16 protein-coding genes, 1 tRNA gene and 1 pseudogene are annotated in these 20,375 nt (G+C 44.3%); 10 read left to right on the top strand and 8 right to left on the bottom strand.

Features of this window, described 5'->3' with window-relative positions:
- Positions 1-283 precede the first annotated feature (283 nt).
- The 6 genes and pseudogenes from KO537_RS19650 to KO537_RS19625 all read left to right on the top strand — a co-directional run bounded on the left by KO537_RS19650 (position 284) and on the right by KO537_RS19625 (position 5,199).
- On the top strand, positions 284-1,219 hold the full coding sequence (locus tag KO537_RS19650) for a site-specific integrase (protein WP_219235449.1): 936 nt from the start codon (positions 284-286) through the stop codon (positions 1,217-1,219).
- Positions 1,216-3,249 carry an AAA family ATPase gene (locus KO537_RS19645; protein WP_219235447.1) on the top strand — a complete coding sequence of 678 codons (2,034 nt, stop codon included), beginning with the start codon at positions 1,216-1,218 and terminating at the stop codon, positions 3,247-3,249. Before KO537_RS19650 ends, KO537_RS19645 begins: the two co-directional genes overlap by 4 nt.
- 12 nt (positions 3,250-3,261) lie before the next feature.
- Positions 3,262-3,798, top strand: a pseudogene (locus KO537_RS19640) (hypothetical protein); the annotation flags it as partial.
- A 69-nt stretch (positions 3,799-3,867) separates the two neighbouring features.
- On the top strand, positions 3,868-4,311 hold the full coding sequence (locus KO537_RS19635; RefSeq protein WP_219235443.1) for a JAB domain-containing protein: 444 nt from the start codon (positions 3,868-3,870) through the stop codon (positions 4,309-4,311).
- Positions 4,312-4,330: 19 nt separating this feature from the next.
- The gene (locus tag KO537_RS19630) at positions 4,331-4,735 is read left to right on the top strand and encodes a DUF2787 family protein (RefSeq protein ID WP_219235441.1); all 405 of its coding nucleotides are present in this window, start codon (positions 4,331-4,333) and stop codon (positions 4,733-4,735) included.
- Positions 4,736-4,866: 131 nt separating this feature from the next.
- Positions 4,867-5,199 (top strand): YegP family protein, encoded by a 333-nt coding sequence (locus KO537_RS19625; RefSeq protein ID WP_219235439.1) that lies wholly within the window; start codon positions 4,867-4,869, stop codon positions 5,197-5,199.
- A gap of 129 nt (positions 5,200-5,328) precedes the next feature.
- Here KO537_RS19625 and KO537_RS19620 read toward each other — a convergent pair.
- Positions 5,329-5,415, bottom strand: a tRNA-Leu gene (locus tag KO537_RS19620).
- A 301-nt stretch (positions 5,416-5,716) separates the two neighbouring features.
- Entirely contained in the window at positions 5,717-7,306 is a 1,590-nt protein-coding gene (locus KO537_RS19615) for a bacteriohemerythrin (RefSeq protein WP_131524106.1), read from the bottom strand.
- 311 nt (positions 7,307-7,617) lie between these two features.
- Here KO537_RS19615 and KO537_RS19610 point away from each other — a divergent pair, with 311 nt between their 5' ends.
- The gene (locus KO537_RS19610; protein ID WP_105251481.1) at positions 7,618-7,749 is read left to right on the top strand and encodes a DUF3149 domain-containing protein; all 132 of its coding nucleotides are present in this window, start codon (positions 7,618-7,620) and stop codon (positions 7,747-7,749) included.
- Between the two features lie 141 nt (positions 7,750-7,890).
- Here KO537_RS19610 and KO537_RS19605 read toward each other — a convergent pair whose 3' ends face one another.
- Positions 7,891-8,502: a superinfection exclusion B family protein gene (locus KO537_RS19605; RefSeq protein ID WP_105251480.1), complete on the bottom strand. Its 612-nt coding sequence runs from the start codon at positions 8,500-8,502 to the stop codon at positions 7,891-7,893.
- Between the two features lie 168 nt (positions 8,503-8,670).
- Here KO537_RS19605 and KO537_RS19600 point away from each other — a divergent pair, with 168 nt between their 5' ends.
- Positions 8,671-10,296 (top strand): ATP-binding protein, encoded by a 1,626-nt coding sequence (locus KO537_RS19600; protein ID WP_173246850.1) that lies wholly within the window; start codon positions 8,671-8,673, stop codon positions 10,294-10,296.
- 85 nt (positions 10,297-10,381) lie between these two features.
- On the opposite strand, the gene tcdA is transcribed toward KO537_RS19600, so the two are convergent.
- Positions 10,382-11,191 (bottom strand): tRNA cyclic N6-threonylcarbamoyladenosine(37) synthase TcdA, encoded by an 810-nt coding sequence (gene tcdA, locus KO537_RS19595; RefSeq protein WP_173246853.1) that lies wholly within the window; start codon positions 11,189-11,191, stop codon positions 10,382-10,384.
- A 426-nt stretch (positions 11,192-11,617) separates the two neighbouring features.
- Between tcdA and KO537_RS19590 the strand changes: the two genes are divergently transcribed.
- Entirely contained in the window at positions 11,618-12,682 is a 1,065-nt protein-coding gene (locus KO537_RS19590) for a porin (RefSeq protein WP_219235436.1), read from the top strand.
- 435 nt (positions 12,683-13,117) lie between these two features.
- On the top strand, positions 13,118-14,176 hold the full coding sequence (locus tag KO537_RS19585; RefSeq protein WP_105251476.1) for a porin: 1,059 nt from the start codon (positions 13,118-13,120) through the stop codon (positions 14,174-14,176).
- Between the two features lie 166 nt (positions 14,177-14,342).
- On the opposite strand, the gene parC is transcribed toward KO537_RS19585, so the two are convergent.
- From parC to KO537_RS19565, 4 genes are read right to left on the bottom strand one after another with little or no spacing between them, the layout of a single operon-like run.
- Entirely contained in the window at positions 14,343-16,619 is a 2,277-nt protein-coding gene (gene parC / locus KO537_RS19580; protein WP_105251475.1) for a DNA topoisomerase IV subunit A, read from the bottom strand.
- Positions 16,612-17,784, bottom strand: coding sequence for a PQQ-dependent sugar dehydrogenase (locus KO537_RS19575; protein WP_105251474.1), 1,173 nt, complete (start codon positions 17,782-17,784; stop codon positions 16,612-16,614). The genes parC and KO537_RS19575 overlap by 8 nt, the downstream gene beginning before the upstream one ends.
- 52 nt (positions 17,785-17,836) lie before the next feature.
- The gene (parE, locus tag KO537_RS19570; protein ID WP_105251473.1) at positions 17,837-19,723 is read right to left on the bottom strand and encodes a DNA topoisomerase IV subunit B; all 1,887 of its coding nucleotides are present in this window, start codon (positions 19,721-19,723) and stop codon (positions 17,837-17,839) included.
- A gap of 56 nt (positions 19,724-19,779) precedes the next feature.
- Positions 19,780-20,355: a YqiA/YcfP family alpha/beta fold hydrolase gene (locus KO537_RS19565; protein WP_173246860.1), complete on the bottom strand. Its 576-nt coding sequence runs from the start codon at positions 20,353-20,355 to the stop codon at positions 19,780-19,782.
- Positions 20,356-20,375: the final 20 nt, after the last annotated feature.

Here is a 20,375-nt window from a genome sequence, read left to right as displayed (position 1 = left end):
CAGTGAGACCAGACCCCATCAATATAATGGTGGGTTAACGCCAAATGAGTCAGAACGTTTATATTGGAATGACTCTAAAACCGTGGCCAATTTTACTTGACCACTACACCTATACCAAAAATCGAATGTATACCTAACATTTTATTTATCCTAACCGTGTCAAAAACAGTGGCTGAAATTTAGACCTCAAAGTGATACTATGAACGTGTTTCTAGTATCACTTTTCCTTTCTCGTTCAACCCTCTAAACACAATTCAATTTAATACACTTACTGGAGTTCTCTATGACTACAGCGACCCCTTATGCGCTGTATTTGAGCCGCCTGTCTATTAATAGTCAGCGCTCTATCAGCTCACAAATGCGCAGTATTGCGCGACTCATGCAGTGGCAAGAAGACTGTCTCGATGACAAGCTGTGTCAGATTGACTATCAACAAGCACTGCAAATACGCGCAGTGATGACTCATGCGAAGTGGTCAGCACGTTCCATCAACCGTGCCATGATAGCAATTAAGAATATCGTCAAAGTAGCGGCTTTGATGAACAAAGCCGATTTATCGCAGGTCGCAAACTTGCAGACCATTAATCAAGTAAAGCACGGTGAGCATCAAGGTACGCCGTTAAGCACCGAGCAAGTGACCGCGGTATTGGATTACTGCAAAACGCAAAAAGGCACCTTTGCTACCCGTAATCTTTTGATATTTAGCCTGTTCTTGGGCACTGGACTTAGGCGCAGTGAGTTATCGGCGTTGATGCTGAGTGACTACGATGCCAACTTGCATACCCTGACTGTGGCTGCAGGTAAAGGTAACAAGAGTCGCACCTTGTTCTTACCTGAATGGGTAGAGCAAAATCTGTTGGCATGGCTTAAGTTACGTCAGCGCCAGCAGGGTTATTTAGTGTGTAAGTCAACGCTGACTGGCAAGCTTAAGTTATCTGAGCCAACCACCCCAACGGCCTTGTATCGGTTAGTTAAAGATACCCTGTATGAGCTAGGGGTAGATAAAGTATCGCCCCATGATTTACGCCGAACCTTTATAACTCGCTTGCTTGAGCAAAACGTGGATATCAATACCGTGCGCCAAATGGCAGGACACGCCGATATCAGCACCACTACCATTTACGATAAACGCGACCATGCGTTTATGAAGCAAGCCGCTGCGATGCTGGATTACATTCCGCCTGATAAACCCATTAAACGGGGGCGCGGCAGTCGATGATAAACGTCAAACCCATCGCTAAACACGCTAAGCATTGTTATTACCTTGCAACTCAAATCGCCGAAGACTTATTACTGTCAGCCGTCGATTATGGCTTTGAGTATATGCCGTCCTATGCGATTAACTCGCTCGTGGGTATCAAGCTACAACATGGCATTAACCATGATATCGACAGCACCCTCGCGTTGTTTCCGCTTAAGGATAATTACCCTGTAATGGCAGAAACGGTGCAGCACAATGCACGGTTTCTGTGTGAACTGTTTAAACTTGATACCGCCATGAAGCCTGTGATGGTGCTTATCATCGTGCTCAATGCCAATGCAGGGCTCAAAGAGTTGCTTAATCTGTTAGCTGACTATGATACGGATATCCTCATTCATTGGTTAGAGCAAGAAACAGGACTCAGCAGTGATGATATTCATGAGCAGCTAGAACCTTTAGCCCGTAATCGCTTTATTGAGGGAGCAGCATTACTCCTACCGCATTTGTTGAGAATACCGGAGCCGTTTAGGGTATTGCTGGTAACTGAAAAGCTCACTCGCCGTGAAGCCTTGCTCGCGCCGATTATCAAGCACAGCCCCACAGCACAGTTCAAGCTGAAGCAGTTTGAGCATGTGAATGCCGATTTAGTGTATCGCTATCTAAGGGCGGCCATGGCTCAGCGGCTTAAAGGGGTTAACATTTTACTGTATGGGGCAGCGGGAACAGGCAAGACCGAGCTATCTCGTACTTTAGCAAAGGCGCTGCGGCGCAGCTTAGTGGAAGTGCAAAGTGTGCAGTTTGAGGATGGTAAAGTGACTGATGAGTTCTTGAGTAAAGAGCCGACTAGCCAACGCTTAACCTACCTTAATCTACTGCAAAGCTTGCTCGATGGCTCAGATGAAAGCCTGTTGTTGGTTGATGAATGCGAAAGCGTGTTTAAGCATGCAGATGAGCATTACTCCAAAGAAGGCTTAATGCGCTTACTGGAAACCAATCCTGTACCTGCTATTTGGATTACCAACCATGTATCGCTACTTGAACCAAGCTACATTCGTCGCTTTAAGCTAGTGCTGGAAATCCCTGTACCCGATGAAGCCTTTAGCTTTGCCATGAGTAAAACCATACTCAAATCACTTAAGGTATCGGATGCGTTTCGCTTGGTGTTAGCCAGCAAATCTAATGCCGCTCCGGCTTATATTGCGAACGCCGCTCATGTAGCAAGTACCTTAGCCTTAACGGGGGATGAGGCTGAAATCGTGGTATTGGATGTTATTGATGCCACTCTTGAAGCCTGTGGTGAAGAGCCGCCAGCGGCTAAATATCAAGGCCAACTAAGCTTTGACCCCAGTTGCTTGAACCTTAACGCCATCGACGGACAAGATGCACATACGATTATCAGTGATATCGACACCGCGATAGCCAACAGCCTCCCAGTTAGGGTGCTACTCAATGGCCCCCCAGGTACAGGCAAAACAGGTTGGGTACATCACTTAGCTGAAACCCACGGCATGGATATCATGCACATCAAGTGCTCTGATGTACTAAGCAAGTATGTAGGTGAGAGCGAGCAGAACATTGCAGCGTTGTTTAGAGAAGCGCACAGAACAAAGAAGCTAATGCTCTTTGATGAAGTCGATAGCTTGCTCAGTCAGCGTGAGAGCGCTCAAGCACAGTATGAAGTGCAGCTTATCAACGAACTGCTGTCACAGCTTGAATGCAACACCATGCCTGTGTTTGCAGCAACTAATGCACTCAGCGCTATCGACAGCGCAGTGATGCGCCGCTTTGACTTTAAACTGACCTGTGACTATCTGACTGAAAGCCAGCGCCAGACCTTGTATAAGCAAGTATTGGGTATCACTAAGTTAACCCAAACCGAAGCTGACCAACTTCACGCACTACAACAATTAACGCCCGGTGACTTCGCTATCGTAGCAAGGCGCATGTTATTTCAACCTAACCAAAACCACAGAGCCACCGCTATTGCTCTGTTAACCCAAGAAAACAACCGTAAACAAGCCACGCGCCGCATTGGCTTTATCAACTAAACCCAGCAATACAACCCACTAAACCACGAAAAGGAACACCACATGACAACATTATTGAGTTCGCTCAAGGTTATCGCTCGCCCTGAAATCGCCGTTAAGCCACCTATCATCGGCAAAAGAACCCGCTTGGTTGACAAGCTGAAGCAACAATTGGATATGGCCGAATGCTTTATTCAAGGCAGCGAGTTTGAAGCCTACCGCGAGAAAAGTGTCAAAGACCCAGAGACAGGAGAACGCAAGAAGGTGCGCCGCCGTATCACAGTGCGCCCATGGTACTACGACAGTGAAGGTCACTATTACTTCGAAGTCCGTATCGGGATTAAGCCTATCGAGCTGGTAAAGGATAAACCCGCCATTGATGTCGGTGATAAAGCCCTGCTACCTGACACCATCAAGCTGATTATCGATGCTGTGGAGAAAGGTGAGCTAGATGAGTTCATCCTCAAGGCCGCCAAGTTCCCGACCAAGAAAGCTAAGGCTAGTGCTGAGGCCAGTAAAGAATCAAAGAGTGAGGCTAAGGTTGATACCTCAGCCAAAACCACCAAGTAATGCACACACTATCAGGAGCGAAAGGACTTCCTTCTGCTCCTGAGTCTTTAGCACCAATAGGGATAGACCATGGCGATTATCCGAGAAATCAATGTCAAATATCAGTTCAAAGAAACCCAGTGCGCCTTGGCCGAGCAAGCCATCACAGGACCTGAAGATACCGCGCAGCTATTTGACTACCTAAAGCATGAAACCAAAGAAATGTTTATCGTGGCAAACCTGACAACCCAGCACACCATTAATTGCGTAGAAGTCGTGGCGACAGGTTCCGTGAACGGCATCAGTATGCGACCCGTCGAAGTGTTACGCACGGCAGTTATTCTGAATATGCCCAGCGTTATCCTTGTTCATAACCATCCTTCAGGCGATCCAACACCAAGCACTAGCGATATCCAATTCACCCGTAAAGTCATTGAGTGCGCCAAAGCGCTGGATATCAATGTCCTCGACCATGTGATTATTGGCCTTAACCGCTTTACCAGCCTTCGCGAAACCCACAGCGATTTGTTCTAACACCAACTAAGGACACACAATGAATACCATTAATCAAGAGTTGGCCTTGCCTGTCTCTGACAGACTGCTATTGGCATTAACCCCGTTTATCAGTAACCAAGCCGACAATGCCGTGACGATTAACTTTCGTGATCCAGATTACAGCCCACAACGGGGTGGCTTTCATCCTGTGGAGATAAGGCTAGAGAAACACGCCAAGCAATGGCAGTTATGCTACATCACCGACTTTTGCTATGTCGGCTATCAGGGACAATGGGAGTTGGTTAAAGAACTGGACTTTGACTTTAGCTGCGGTGTATTTCAAAGCATTAGTGGCCTACTCGTCATTGAAGCGGCAGTAAAGTTTTACCCAATATGGGAGCAAAACTTCCTGTGCTACTGGCAAGAGTTAGACGTTTTTAATGTCAGTGTGTCGCCAGATTAACCCTCAAAACACTCAAAACCGCCGCAAAAGTCATCTATTAAACACGCTAAAGTCGACTACACTGATGCTCAAGCAGGAAATGTCTTCCTTGCTTGCGCTATGCACTGTCTTAAAGAATAAGGAGCAAACCCATGTCAGGATGGTATGAATTAAGTAAAAGCAGTAATGAGCAATTTAAGTTTGTATTAAAGGCGGGAAATGGAGAGATCATTCTCACCAGCGAGCTTTACACAGGTAAGAGTGGCGCGTTGAACGGTATTGAATCCGTGCAAACCAACTCCCCAATCGAAGCCCGATATGCTAAAGAAGTGGCTAAAAACGAGAAGCCGTATTTCAACCTCAAAGCAGCGAATCATCAAATCATTGGCACTAGCCAAATGTATTCGAGCACTGCTCCAAGAGATAACGGGATTAAGTCAGTGATGGAGAATGGTAAAACAACCACCATTAAAGATTTGACCTAGGCAAGTATGCCCAGTGTGGTGCTTTGCTGGAAGGAAAGTGATGAACTCTAGCAAGGTAGCGAGTTGGTAAGTATCTAACATGACTGAATTTTAGATACAAAAAAACCGACGCTAAGGTCGGCTTTGAAGTGGTACCAGTGGCCGGAGTCGAACCGGCACGCTTTTAAGGGCGCGGGATTTTGAATCCCGTGTGTCTACCAATTTCACCACACTGGCATTATCTTCAATCTCAAAAACTTTGCAAATCTTTGCAAGGATTTTGCACGTTAATTCTTTTAAATTAACTTTTTACATCATCAGCTTAGTGAAAATTAAGCTGTAAACACTGTGACTTTTGAATCCCCTGTGCCTACCGATTTCACCACACTGGCATATCAAATATGCACTTAGAAGCAATCAAAACAACTGGCTGTCTCTAAGTGCTGGGAATTATACCTTTGCTTATGACAATGGCAAGTCTTTTGCCGCGACTTTAATACAAATTGCATTTAACCGCTCAAAAATCATGCTCTTGAGGTTATTCTGCGCCATGTGATAATAAAAAAGCGGTATATTCTTTATCACTTTTTTGAATATGGTTTACCAACCAAGCTTTCAAGAAAGCCATTAATTCGTCGGCAACATCTTCACCTCTAACAACCCGCTTTTGAAAATCAAGTACTTGCCCAACTAACTTGCCGTGTTTTTCCTTGTGGCTGTCAGTTTGAGGGTAACCAAAACGCGCAAAGAGTTCCTCTTCATAGGCAAAGTGATTGGCGGTGTAATCCACTAATCCTTGCACGATACGTTTGATGGCTTCGAGTCCATACTCTTCATTTAATGTGCGGTGTAATTCATTGATCAATGAGACTAAGCGCTGATGTTGACGATTGATCTCAGGCATTCCTATGTCTAACTCAGGCCCCCATTTCACAAAGAGTTTATTTTGCGCCTGACTCGAATTAAAGAATGCCGCATTCACATGGAATCGATGCAGCAAGGAGCCGATTTCCTGCGACATGTTATACACTTTCAAACTCGATAAGTTAGTGTTGTTGGTGTGGGAGGCATTACTCAGGGCTAGCTCAGCCATCACACTGATATTTTTATTAATTTCCTCTGCTACTGTATGTTGTTGTCCCGATGCCGTGGCGATTTGGTGGGACATATCGGTAATGGTCTCCACCTGAGCGACAATCTGCCCGAGTGCACTGTGAGCTTGATCAACCATATCAGCCGTTTCGTCGGCAATCGCCACGTTTTTCAACATGACTTCAACACCATGTTGTGCGCCTTTTTGTAATGCGGCGATTTGCTGCTGGATCTCAACCGTGGCTTCGGATGTTCGTTTAGCGAGATTACGCACTTCATCGGCAACTACAGCAAAACCGCGGCCATGTTCACCCGCTCTCGCACTTTCAATGGCAGCATTTAAGGCGAGTAAATTGGTCTGTTCGGCCACCTGCGAAATGGTTTCAATAATGCTACTGATATTGTTGCTGTCGGCGGCCAAGTGCTCGATCACGGTTCGAGTATCATGGATCTGTTGCGACATAGCGCCAATTTTAGTGACTATGCCATTCATGATTTGATCGCCGCGCTTAGCAGAACTTTGGGCAATATCAGCTGCCTGCGCAGCACTCACCGCATTTTGCGATACGGCTTGTACACTTGAAACCATCTGTGTCATTGCACTGGCTGCCAGTTCAGTTTGATGCTCTTGCTCTAACACGCCTTGCTTTGCCTGTTCACTAATAACCTTGATATCCGAGGCGACTTTTTTCATCCCTTCACAGGTATCAGATAAAGACAAAATCGTACGGCTGACATCTTCGCCCATGCGATTAATGTTATGTACTACCTTAATGAACACACCCGCATCTTTCTCTTCCAATTGATAACTCAAATCTCCCTCGCCTAAGTGGTGTGCTGCACGCTCAAGTTGTCTCAAATTACGAATTAATTTATTGATGTTGAACATTAAAATGGCGGCGAGCACGCTTAAACACAAAATGGCAACAAAGTGCCCTGTGATCACCAAACAATAGAGGGGATAAATCAGCAACAATAGTGGCGCAAAGATAGAATTATATCCCATTGAATCCTTGTGACTTTTTTTAGAATCCATTTTTTACTCCTTTAAAAAACTGATATCGCGCCTTCATATAAAAACAAGAACGAATAAATGGAATAGCGCGTTAACTGAATATCGATCGAGTTGAATAGGTTAATCCTAGACGCTAACGGAAGAAGAAACAAAGCTAAATTATTTGAACTCGTCGCTGTTAAGCACATCCTTAAATTTGACCAAGATCACAGAGTTAACTAAGGGTTATGACTTTGTATTCCTATGTCGATTTTTTATTGATCGAGATCAGTATTTTAGCTATCGAATACCGCTAATTTAGCGAGGACTTCACAGGAAAGAGGATTTCAGTCATGGCATTTTGGTTAGATCTAATGTTTGGTAACCCCATAGGCTTACTTTCAATGATCGTTATCTTTAGCACAATAGGGATAGTGTCTTATATCACTTGGATGTTCATTGTGAAGTCGGCACCGAAACCATAGTTTTTGCTCCAGTTGTTCTTCATGTTTCTTGTATAAATGCAAAATCTAGGGGGTTTTATCACCCCCATTTTTTGTTGTCTCGCATGTTAAAAATGCTAACTAAACCATAGCTAGCACTCATCCGAGTGAGGTAGAACACGCCTATGCTGCGTGTTTTCTGTTTTGTACTAATCCATTCAAAAATTGCGGGCGCGCCTTAATCAACGACTGCATTTCTTCTTGGCTCGGCTCACCGGCAGGTAAACGCAGCACATCACGGTTGAGGTACATACGCGCTTTCATGGCAATCTTATAGTCAGCGGTCGGTCCCTGAATCGCATAATGGCGCTCGTTACCGAGCTTTTCTAAGATACAGGCATTCACTAGACTTTTTACAGCGGGTTCATTTTGCGGCAGAGTCAAAATCGTGGCGCCTTGAAGAAAGAATTCCCTCACTAAAGCTCGCTCAGCGGGATCAAGTAGATTCACTTTAGCTTCAATCGTCTCAATAACGCGCTTATCACTTAAATGACGGATAGACTCATCTAAGCCTAAGTTAATTAATTGACTCAAAAAATAAGCGATAGAAACGATTAGACCTAATCCAACAAACTGTGCATGTTCTGGCACAAATTTATCGAGCGCCAGCACTGCCAGCACATTAGGAGGAATAAGAAGTAAGACAGAACAACTCACCATAAGCCACAGCATGACTCTAAACATCATTTTCTTCGGGCTAAAAAACTTAACTGAATCCAGCTTGAGTTTAAACATAGTGCTATCCCAGTGACAAAAAATTGAACTTATCGGCTAATAAGCAAATTTAATGCCACAAATGAAGACATATTTCGTTGATTTTATCTGCGAGAAAATGCACTTTCTGGATCTGTAGGTCTATGCTTATAAGCATCTCAAGCCGCTATTGCATAAAGAAAATTTAAGATGCTGACATTCTTTAGCCAACTTATCAAAAGCCCCATAGGCAGGCACCTTACCCTGTCTATTGTACTTTTTAGTTCTGTTATCACCTTAATCACCACTGCGTATCAGTTGATCAGTGATTATCGCAATGATGTCGTGCGTATCGATAGAGTATTTTCCAACATGGAAAAGGTGAACTTAGATGTGCTCGCCGCCAGTATTTGGGTTATTGACGAGCGGCTCATTAACACTCAGCTCAATGGGCTAATTCAGCTGCCCGATATTAACTATATTTCGATTAAAGATGACAGCGGCCAAGCATGGAATGCAGGCGAGCAGAAACAAGAACACTCCTTAGATAAAACCTTTCCTTTAGTCTATAAATCACCGACTGAAAACATCAATGTCGGCACACTCGAAATACAAGTCGATGTCGATGCTATCTATCAACGCTTGTATGATAAGGCCATTATCATTCTGCTTTCTAATGCCATTAAAACCTTCTTAGTGGCTGGGTTTATTCTATTTTTAGTGTGGTTCAACATTACTAAACACTTAGATAAACTCAGCCAATACTGCAAAAATATCGACATAGACCATGAATATGAGCCACTACAATTTGACCGTCATGAAAAAATTGATGAATTCAAACAAGTCGCCGATTCCATCAATAGCATGCAAGTACAACTTAGAAGCTCATTTAGCGCCTTAAAGAATTCTAAGACGGAACTGCAAATAGCCTTAGAAGATAGAGAGCGGCTACTCAAGCTCGAACGTAGCTATAAAGAAGAGCTCGCAAGACAAGTCAAAGAAAGAACACTAGAGTTAGAACAATCCCTTAGCGCACTAAAACGAGCACAACAGGTTTTAGTTGAGCAAGAAAAAATGGCGGCCTTGGGTGGACTCGTGTCAGGGGTTGCACATGAGATAAACACCCCAATTGGCATTTGTTTGACGGCGGCGAGTGCGCAGCTCAGCCATATTGAAGAACTGATCGATCTGATCCACAGCGATCAAGCTACATTAGATGAGATAAATGAAATACTTAATGAGTACCAAGAAAGCTGTGAACTCATTGTCCGTAATATCACTAAAGCCAGTAGTTTAATTCAAAAATTTAAAACGATCGCCATCGATCGCAGTCATGAAGAACACCAATGCTGTAATCTAAACCAGCAGCTACATGAAATCCTAGAGTCGACATTAATTATGCATCCCAATGTTAACGCCTCAACGGAGATCAACGTGGAGCCTACACTCAATATCAAAACCAATATCAGTTTGTTAAATCAAATTGTTAGTAATATTCTCTCGAACGCCTTTACCCATGCATTCCAAGGACATGAAGACAATCTTATCCACATTAGTGCGACTTTGGATGAAGAATCAATTCAAATCAGCATTCAAAATAATGGCTTAGCCATTCCAGCCGATGTTGCTGAGCACATGTTCGAACCCTTCTTTACTACAAATCGTAATAAAGGTGGTACTGGCTTAGGATTATCAGCGGCCTTTAATGCCGCAACACTGTTGAAAGGCACTATGAGTTATAGCGCAGACTCAAAACTAGGCGGCCCGCAATTTGATATTAAATTTCCATACACTCAATGTGAACCAGTCAATAATCAACAAGATTTTTATATCTAGGTATAACCAATGAAAATACATAATATTGAAGGGGTATCACCGCCCTTGAAAGCGGTGATATCTTGACTGAATCTAGGTTAAGAGTTTAAACCGCCTCTTGAGCCTGCAGTGCCAATCGCGCTAACACGCGACTTGCCGCTACAAAACCAAATGTCCCAGTTACCATAGTCACAGCCCCAAAACCAGAAGCACAATCCATCCTCATGCTGCCATCAGCCGCCGCTTTAGTACCGCACACTGAGCCATCGGCTTGGGGATACACTAACTGCTCACTGGAAAAAACAGCATCGATAGCAAACCGGCGTTGCACGTTTTTAGAGAAGTTATACTCGCGGCGCAAAATATTACGCACTTTAGCTAGCAAAGGATCTTGGTAGGTTTTAGCGAGATCAGTTAACTGAATTTGCGTCGGATCTGTCTGTCCACCCGCACCGCCCACTGTCACTATCTTAATTTTTTGACGTTTACACCAAGCAATTAACGCAGCCTTCTGCTTAACGGCATCAATACAATCAATAACATAATCAATATTGCCACCCTCTTTAGCTCCAAGCAAATACTCGCCTAGATTATCCAATGTAATAAAATCTTCAATTTCATTCACTTGGCAATCAGGATTAATTTCACGGATCCGTTGTGCCATCACAGCAACTTTAGAACCGCCGATGGTGGAGCTAAGAGCATGTATTTGTCGGTTAGTATTAGTGACACAGATATCATCTAAATCCATCAAGCTTATCTGCCCTATGCCGCTCCGCGCTAAGGCTTCAGCCGCCCAAGTACCGACGCCACCAATGCCAATCACCATCACATGGGATGTGGCAAATTTAGCCAGAGCCTTTTGTCCATACAAACGGCCAATTCCGCCAAATCGATTTAGATAGGCCTCAGTCATAAATACTTACCTTATATTACCCAATAACAGCAGGAGCGCTTGCCCTAGCATCGAATGGATGCCAACAGGGGCAGCTTAATAGCAACACCAGAAATGTGCCGTGGATTCTAAACGATATCGACATAAACCGAAATCAGATCCTCAGCCACCAAACACTAGATGCAAAGGGATACGAATACTAAATGAGTGTAATAAAAGCAAAGGCCCATCATTTACCACCGAGTCATTTGGTAATCGACTTAATAAAAACATGTATTTCACTTGTAAAACAATATGTTGAATAAGCCATCCTTTATATGAAACTTGATCAAGATCACACTTTATCATTTCAAGTCTGTGCAGACTTTGCCGCATAAAAGCTCAACAGCATGCATAGATACTGAAGTTATCAATGCATATAACAGCGATAAGCACAGGAAAATGAAGATGAAAAAGAATCTACTGACGACGGCTATTATTTCTAGCCTCACACTCTATTCATTCACAGCACTCGCCGATGGCCCTGAATTCTATGGTCATGCTGATCTTGCCATTACCAATTCAGACACAGGTTATGCAACTCAAAACCAAAAGGAGGGCACTGTTCTTGAAAACAACTTCTCTTGGTTAGGCGTAAAAGGTTCTGAAGCTGTAAGCCCTTACTTTGACATCATTTATCAAATGGAATTTGGTGTCGAAAACTTTGATAACTCAAATAAAACCTTCAATGCCCGTAATACATTCCTAGGTATCAGAAGTGCCGCAGGTACGGCTTTAGTGGGTCGTAACGATACCGTATTTAAAGCAGCTGAAGGAAGCTTCGATCTTTTCGGTAATACCAATGCTGATATCGACTTACTGGTTGCAGGCCAAACACGCTCCGCCGATGGCATTTCTTACTATTCACCTAAAATTGCCGATCTCGTGACGCTTAATGCCACTTATCTGATGAGTGATAACTATGACCAAGTGGATAGCAATGGCAACGACGTGTATAGCAAAGATCAAATGTATGCTCTGAGCGCCACCTTAGGGGATAAAGCCTTTAAAGCACAAAACTACTATGTCGCTGCCGCCTATAGTGATGGTATTGATAACGTTGAAGCCTATCGTGGTGTGGCCCAAGCTAAATTCGGTGACGTAATCTTAGGTGCCTTATATCAACACAGTGAGCATGTAGATGATAAGTTTGCCAATCTCTCAGGCGATACCTATTTTGTCAACGCAGCCTACTTAATTGGCGACTTAAAACTAAAGATGATGTACGGCAAAGATGACTCAGGTCTAGGCAAGTACGTGAGCCGTTATGTTGGTGACCAAGACAACAGCGGTTTAGAACAAGTCAGCGATGTTGACCTACAACAGTTCAGTGTGGGAGCTGATTACCGCCTGAGCACTAAGACTATGGTCTATGGTCACTACACACGCTTCGATGGTGATCTTATGTTGGCCGATGTAAAGCAAGACCTGAATGACAACATCTTTACTGTCGGTTTACGCGTTGATTTTTAAATAGATTAATCAACTAACCCCAAGGTTATTTATTGATAAAAAAGCGGCTTCGGCCGCTTTTTCTGCTTAGATATCGCCCCCAAACACAAATCTATAACCAATATGACAGACTTGCTACAGCATTAGTATATGCTACAGTTACCCTCGCCGACGCACTATCTAAGGCAATCCGCCTTACCTACCACTTAAGTAGTAAGTGAAAAATAGAGTTTTACCCCTTTCAGGTAAATTTGCAGTCAAGATATAAGGAAAGATCCCAGAAATGGCCCGAATATAGGCAAGGAGAGCCAAAAACATGATCTGCGCCACAGCCTGCGAGTCGTAAAACTGTAAAAATCGGCGGCAACTTTGTTACCGACTCAGGTAGCAAATGCGTTAAACCACACAAAAACCATGAAAAATGGATAAGAACTTAGGTTCGAGGGAGCACAAAACATGAAAAAGACATTCATCTCTGCATCAGTTGCATCAGTATTGGCATTGGCTTCATTCGGTGCGCTAGCCGAAGGCCCAAGCTTCTATGGTCGTTTAGAGCTTGCTCTAACCCATACTGACACAGGTGCCACTCTACAATCAGGTACTAACGGCTTAGAAGCAAACTATGCCGATGAGAATAACGCAGGTACTTATTTAGAAAACAACTTCTCTCTATTAGGTGTTAAAGGTTCAGAAAAAATTGCTGATGGCTTTGACGTTATCTACCAAATGGAATTCCAAGTTGAAAACACTTCTGGTGCAGGTGATGTTTTCAAAGCACGTAACACTTTCTTAGGTTTAAAAACTAACGCTGGTACTGTGTTAGTGGGTCGTAATGACTCAGTATTCAAACAAGCCGAAGGTGCTGTGGATATTTTCGGTAACACTAACGCCGATATCGACCGTTTAGTCAGTGCCCAAACTCGTACTGCCGATGGTGCTTGGTACTATTCACCAAAAATTGCAGGCTTAGTGACATTAAACGCTAACTATCAATTTGATGATAACGACACTACAGCTAAGACTTCTGAAAGCCTATATGCATTAAGCGCAACTCTAGGTGACAGCAAGTTTAAAGAGCAGAATTACTATGCTGCAGTAGCCTATAACAAAGGCATTGCTGGTGTTGATGCATACCGTTTAGTTGGCCAAGCAAAATTCGGTCAATTCAAAGTTGGTGGTTTATTCCAAAACTCTGAAGATGTTGTGAACAATGACATCGAAGGTAACACTTACTTTGTTAACGTTTCTTATGATCTGAACGGTGTAAACCTGAAGGCTGAATACGGCATTGATGAAGCTGGTTTAGGTGGCGCTTACACTAAACTGGGCGGCGTAAAAGGTGCTGATGACATCAATTTCCAAAACTTCAACATTGGTGCTGATTATCGCTTAGCGAAATCAACTATGATCTATGGTCAATACGCTATGTACCGTGGTGATTTTACTGTTGCTAATGCTAAAACAGATCTACAAGATGACAACGTATTCTCTGTAGGCGTACGTTACGACTTCTAATCTCTTACCTAAGAGATAATAGAAACCTACTGTAGTAATACAGTAGGTTTTTTTATGTCTCATAATCTAATCCAAAACGCAAAAAATAAAAAACCACCTAAGCCAAACTGAGGTGGTTTTAGTTAACCCATTTAATTCTTTATAGCATTGAAGCCATTACAAAGCATTAGATGCTCGCTAAAGCATCACCACCGTCACCTAATTCAACGCTATCGACACGTTGTAATCCTCTAGGCAATTTTGCACCACGACGACCACGTTCACCTCGATAATGCTCAAGATCGCTTGGCTTCAGTGTGAGCTTGCGCTTACCTGCCCACAAGGTAACCGGCGTATCACTCGGCACTAATTGTAAATGTGTCATAAGTTCATCGCGACTCTTGGCTCTTTCGGTTGGTATGCCAATAATTTTATTACCTTTACCCTTGGATAATTGCGGTAACGCTTCTAGCGAAAACAGTAACATCCGCCCTTCGTTTGTAATCGCTAGCAGTGACATTTCTTTAGTGCGGTCGATCAACTTAGGCGTTAATGATTTAGCGTTTGTTGGTAGACTCAGCAAGGCTTTACCCGCTTTATTGCGCGACACCATATCGTTGTATGAACAAATAAAACCGTAACCCGCATCCGTTGCTAACAAGTAACATTGGTCTTCTTCACCCATCAACACATGCTGCATGGTTTCGCCAGGTGCCATATTGAAGCGAGTCGTAATAGGCTCACCTTGGCTACGGGCCGATGGCAGAGTATGGCTATCCGTCGCAAAAGCCCGCCCAGACGAATCAATAAACACTGCGGCCTGATTACTACGTCCCATCGCGCTACATAGATATTGGTCGCCAGACTTATAGGAGAGCGACAAAGGATCGATATCGTGGCCCTTAGCACAACGCACCCAACCTTTTTCAGATAAGACAACAGTCACGGCTTCTGTCGGTGTTAACTCTTGTTCAGTTAATGCTTTGGACTCATTACGCAATACGATTGGCGAGCGACGATTATCGCCATAGGTTTCGGCATCTTGAATTAATTCTTTCTTGATCAACGTCTTCAAGCGACGCTCTGAGCCCAATAACTGCTCCAGTTTTTCGCGTTCGGCTTCAAGCTCATTTTGTTCGGCCGTGATCTTAAATTCTTCTAACTTAGCTAAATGCCGTAACTTTAACTCGAGGATCGATTCGGCTTGTTTATCACTGAGTGAAAAACGGGCCATCAACTCGGCTTTAGGATCATCGTGAAAACGAATAATCTCGATCACTTCATCAATGTTGAGGAAAGCGATCATTAGGGCTTCGAGTATATGTAACCGCGATACCACCTTGTCTAAACGATATTCTAAACGACGTTTAACCGTATCAACGCGGAACTCTAACCACTCTGTTAATAAGGTTTTCAACCCTTTAACTCGCGGACGTCCATCGAGACCCAGCACGTTTAAGTTAACTCTAAAGCTCTTTTCTAAATCTGTAGTGGCAAACAAATGCGCCATCAGTTGATCGCAATCGACGCGATTGGAGCGCGGCACCACCACAAGACGCACTGGGTTTTCATGATCCGACTCATCGCGTAAATCGGCCACCATAGGCAATTTCTTCGCCTGCATTTGACCGGCGATTTGCTCTAAGATTTTACCGCTACTGGCTTGATGCGGCAGCGCCGTTATGATGATTTCACCGCCATCGACAGTGTAAACCGCGCGCGCTCTTAATGACCCACGGCCCGACTCATAAATTTTTGCAATATCGGCAGACGGGGTAATAATCTCGGCTTCAGTTGGATAATCAGGGCCTGGTACAAAGGCCATCAATTGCTCGAGTTCAAGCTTAGGATCATCGAGCAATGCTACACAGGCGGAGACTAATTCTCTCACGTTATGCGGCGGAATATCCGTCGCCATACCTACGGCAATACCAGTAATACCATTGAGTAAAATATGCGGTAAACGTGCCGGCAGTACTTTTGGCTCTTTTAACGTGCCATCAAAGTTAGCACCCCATTCAACCGTACCTTGCCCCAGTTCACTGAGTAACACTTCAGAGAATTTAGAGAGACGTGCTTCGGTATAACGCATAGCCGCAAATGACTTAGGATCATCGGGGGCACCCCAGTTACCTTGGCCATCAACTAACGGGTAGCGATATGAAAATGGCTGCGCCATCAATACCATAGCCTCATAACAAGCGCTATCGCCGTGAGGATGGTATTTACCTAATACGTCACCAACCGTACGGGCCGACTTTTTATGCTTAGATTGAGCCGATAAACCTAACTCACTCATCGCATAGATAATTCGACGCTGTACCGGTTTAAGTCCATCACCAATGTGTGGCAGGGCTCGGTCCATAATGACGTACATGGAATAGTTCAGATAAGCCTCTTCGGTAAAGCGCCGCAATGGCATTTGCTCTACCCCATCGAGACTTAACTTGATAGCGTCACTCATTTTCTTCTAGTTCCTGTGTTTCTTCAGTACTATCGCCCTTATAAAACAAGCGATACACGTTACCTTTTAAATCATCAGAGATGTACATAGCACCATCGGATGCCGATAACAGCGCAAAGGGTCGAGCAACGGGAAATTCACCGTCAAGGAAACTAACAACCGTTTCACGACTCACCACTTTTTGATCTTCAATCTTAAGCATAACTACTTGATAGCCAACTTTACTCGAACGATTCCACGAGCCATTTTCGGCGACAAACAACTGATTATGGTAAATATCGGGAAATTGACTGCCGCGATAAAATGCAAGTCCCGTGGGTGCAACATGGGCTGGCAACTCATACATTGGCAGAGTGATTTTTAAATTTTTCGGTTTTTCATAGGCGGGTTCGACAACACTACTGGCATGTAAATAAGGGAAGCCATAATGACTCCCTATCACATCGATGCGGTTAATCTCATCGGGTGGCAAGTTGTCCCCCATCCAATCACGGCCTTGATCGGCAAACCATAATTTTTTGTCTATTGGCGACCAATCAAATCCACTTGCATCTCGCACACCAGCCGCAATCTGCTCACTCGCGCCTGTATCAACATTGATCGCTATGATACTACTGTAAGGCACTGGCGCTTCACAGACGTTACAGGGCGCACCAATAGACACATATAAACGGCCATCTGGGCCAAAATTAATTGCCCGAGAACTTTTCTTCTCTGAGTAAGGCAAGTCACTGTAAATCTCTTTGGGTCGACTCGGGCGGCGCAATCTTTGCTCAATATCAACAAAGCGCACTATTTGATTTTCAGTGGCGACAAACAAGTCACCATTGTGGAATGCAATCGCATCGGGTGATTCAAGCCCTTTGGCTATCACATAGCGCTTATCGACACGACCATCTTGATTACTATCAACGAGAGCATGGATAGTGCCGCTCTTATTGGAACCGACAAATAAAGTGCCATTAGCCCCCATCGCCATCTGCTTAGCATCGCCAATATCCGAGGCATAAAGCGATAAACCAAACCCCTTAGCGACGGTAATCATGATCGATTGGGAACCCGCAAAGGCGCTATTGCAGAGCAATAACGTCACACTCGCTAAGAGCGTAAAACCGGCAGAAAACACCTTTAAGCAATTATAATTATTAGTTTTAATATACAACATTGTAATTTTCTTTATGCCTATGTTTTATTGTTATCGGCAATAGTGCACAACATTAAAGTAAAGCCATGTCACCCTTATCTTCAAGCCAGTTTTTACGGTCCGGCGAACGCTTCTTAGCGAGCAACATATCCATCAAAGCATCCGTTTCTTCGATGTCATCTATCGTCAACTGTACTAAACGACGAGTGTTTGGATCCATCGTTGTTTCACGAAGTTGTAAAGGATTCATCTCACCCAAGCCCTTAAAGCGGGTGACTTGTACCTTACCCTTTTTATTCTCAGCGGCAATACGGTCTAAAATACCCGCTCTTTCTGCCTCATCTAAGGCGTAATAAACCTCTTTGCCGATATCAATACGGAACAACGGCGGCATAGCAATATACACATGACCCTGCTCAACTAAGATACGGTAATGCTTCAAAAATAGCGCGCATAACAAGGTAGCAATGTGCAGTCCGTCTGAGTCGGCATCCGCAAGGATACAAATCTTGCCATAACGTAATTCAGAAATATCACTGCTATCGGGATCGCAACCAATCGCGACCGAAATATCATGGACTTCCTGTGAAGCTAACACCTGTGAAGCATCGACTTCCCAGGTATTCAAGATTTTGCCACGCAGCGGCATGATGGCTTGAAACTCACGATCGCGGGCCTGTTTAGCACTGCCACCCGCAGAATCCCCTTCCACGAGGAATAACTCTCCGCGCATCGGATCTTGGCCACTACAGTCTGTCAGCTTACCCGGCAGTGCAGGTCCCGAAGTCACCTTTTTGCGGGCCACTTTTTTGGCGGCCTTTAACCGACTCTGGGCATTATTTATGCACATTTCGGCTAAGGATTCAGCTAACTCGGTATTTGAGTTCAACCAGAGTGAGAATGCGTCACGCACAACGCCAGACACAAAAGCAGCGCATTGGCGACTAGAAAGCTTTTCTTTTGTTTGACCAGCGAATTGCGGTTCTTGCATCTTCACCGACAATATAAACGCGGCGCGATCCCAAATGTCTTCGGGTGACAGTTTAATACCACGGGGAATTAAATTTCTGAACTCACAGAACTCCCGCATAGATTCCAATAAACCTTGGCGGAAACCGTTCACATGGGTACCACCGAGCGGAGTCGGAATTAAGTTAACATAACTCTCGCCAATGGATTCACCGCCTTCTGGCAACCAAGTAATCGCCCAATCTGCGGCTTCTAGCTGGCCCTTAAAACAGCCGACAAACGGCTCTTCTGGCAATCTTAAATTGTCACCGATAGCCGCCTTTAAATAATCAGTTAGGCCGCTTTCATAGAACCATTCATGGACTTCATTTGTCTGTTTATTGGTGAATTTAATCCGTAAACCTGGGCACAGTACCGCTTTAGCACGAAGCAGATAAATCAGTTTTGAATTTGAGAAATTAGCCGAATCAAAATAACTCGCATCGGGCCAAAAATGCACTCGAGTCCCCGTATTACGACGGCCACAGGTCCCTGTTGGGCGTAAATCTTCAACCTTAAATCCATTTTCAAAAGCGATGTCATACACTTGGCCATCACGGCGAACCGTGACTTCGACACGGCGCGACAAAGCGTTAACCACCGAGATACCAACACCGTGTAAACCACCGGAGAACTGGTAGTTTTTATTCGAAAATTTACCGCCAGCATGCAATTTGGTCAGAATTAACTCAACCCCAGGAATGCCTTCTTCTGGGTGGATATCCACCGGCATACCACGGCCATCATCAGTGACTTCGAGGGAGTTATCTGTATGTAGAACAACTTCAATTTTTGTCGCGTGACCTGCCAATGCCTCATCGACACTGTTATCTATGACCTCTTGGCCCAAATGGTTAGGTCTGGAGGTGTCGGTATACATACCTGGACGGCGTTTAACAGGATCGAGTCCGTTGAGAACTTCAATGGCGTCAGAGGTGTATTGATTTGTCATAGGGCACGCTATAGGTTGTTATATCCGGCCATGTTGCGGCTCGGCATGTCAGTTTGTCAAGGTAAGTGTAAAAATTGGCTTACAGTTTGCAGATGCGACTCATAACCAACAAAGCTGTGATCACCACCCGCTTCAACTCGCAATTGACAGTGATGATACTTATTGACCGCTTCGCGATAATCCAGCACATCATCACCTGTCTGCAATAATACCAAAAAACGATCCGGATTGCGGATCACAGCCGTATTAAATTCAGCGACTTCAGACTTATGCTCAGGTAAGACAAGATAATGCTGTTCAGTGTAAGGATTGAATTGCGGCCCCATAAACTCATCGAATAACTCAAAGGGTTTTACCGCTGGATTAACTAACACCGCTTTGCCACCGTAGGTTTCGGCTAAATAGCTGGCGAAATACCCGCCTAAAGATGAGCCTATATAAGTTAATGGCTCGTTGGCATCAATCGCCGCCTCAACATAAGCGGTTAAGAGCACCATCGCAGCCTTAGGTGTATTGGGTAATTGGGGCTGATGGAAGGCCACACTAGGATGATGCAGCGCCATGTACTTAGCCGTCATCACAGCTTTATCTGAAAATGGAGAACTATTAAAACCGTGAATATAAAGCAGCATATTTCCTCAGGCTGCGGCTA

It is taken from the genome of Shewanella sp. NKUCC01_JLK (genome assembly GCF_019345615.1).
GTDB classification, from domain to species: domain Bacteria; phylum Pseudomonadota; class Gammaproteobacteria; order Enterobacterales; family Shewanellaceae; genus Shewanella; species Shewanella oncorhynchi.
Note: the sequence above shows the minus strand (reverse complement) of the source record. Positions and strands in the feature narration are given on the sequence as shown.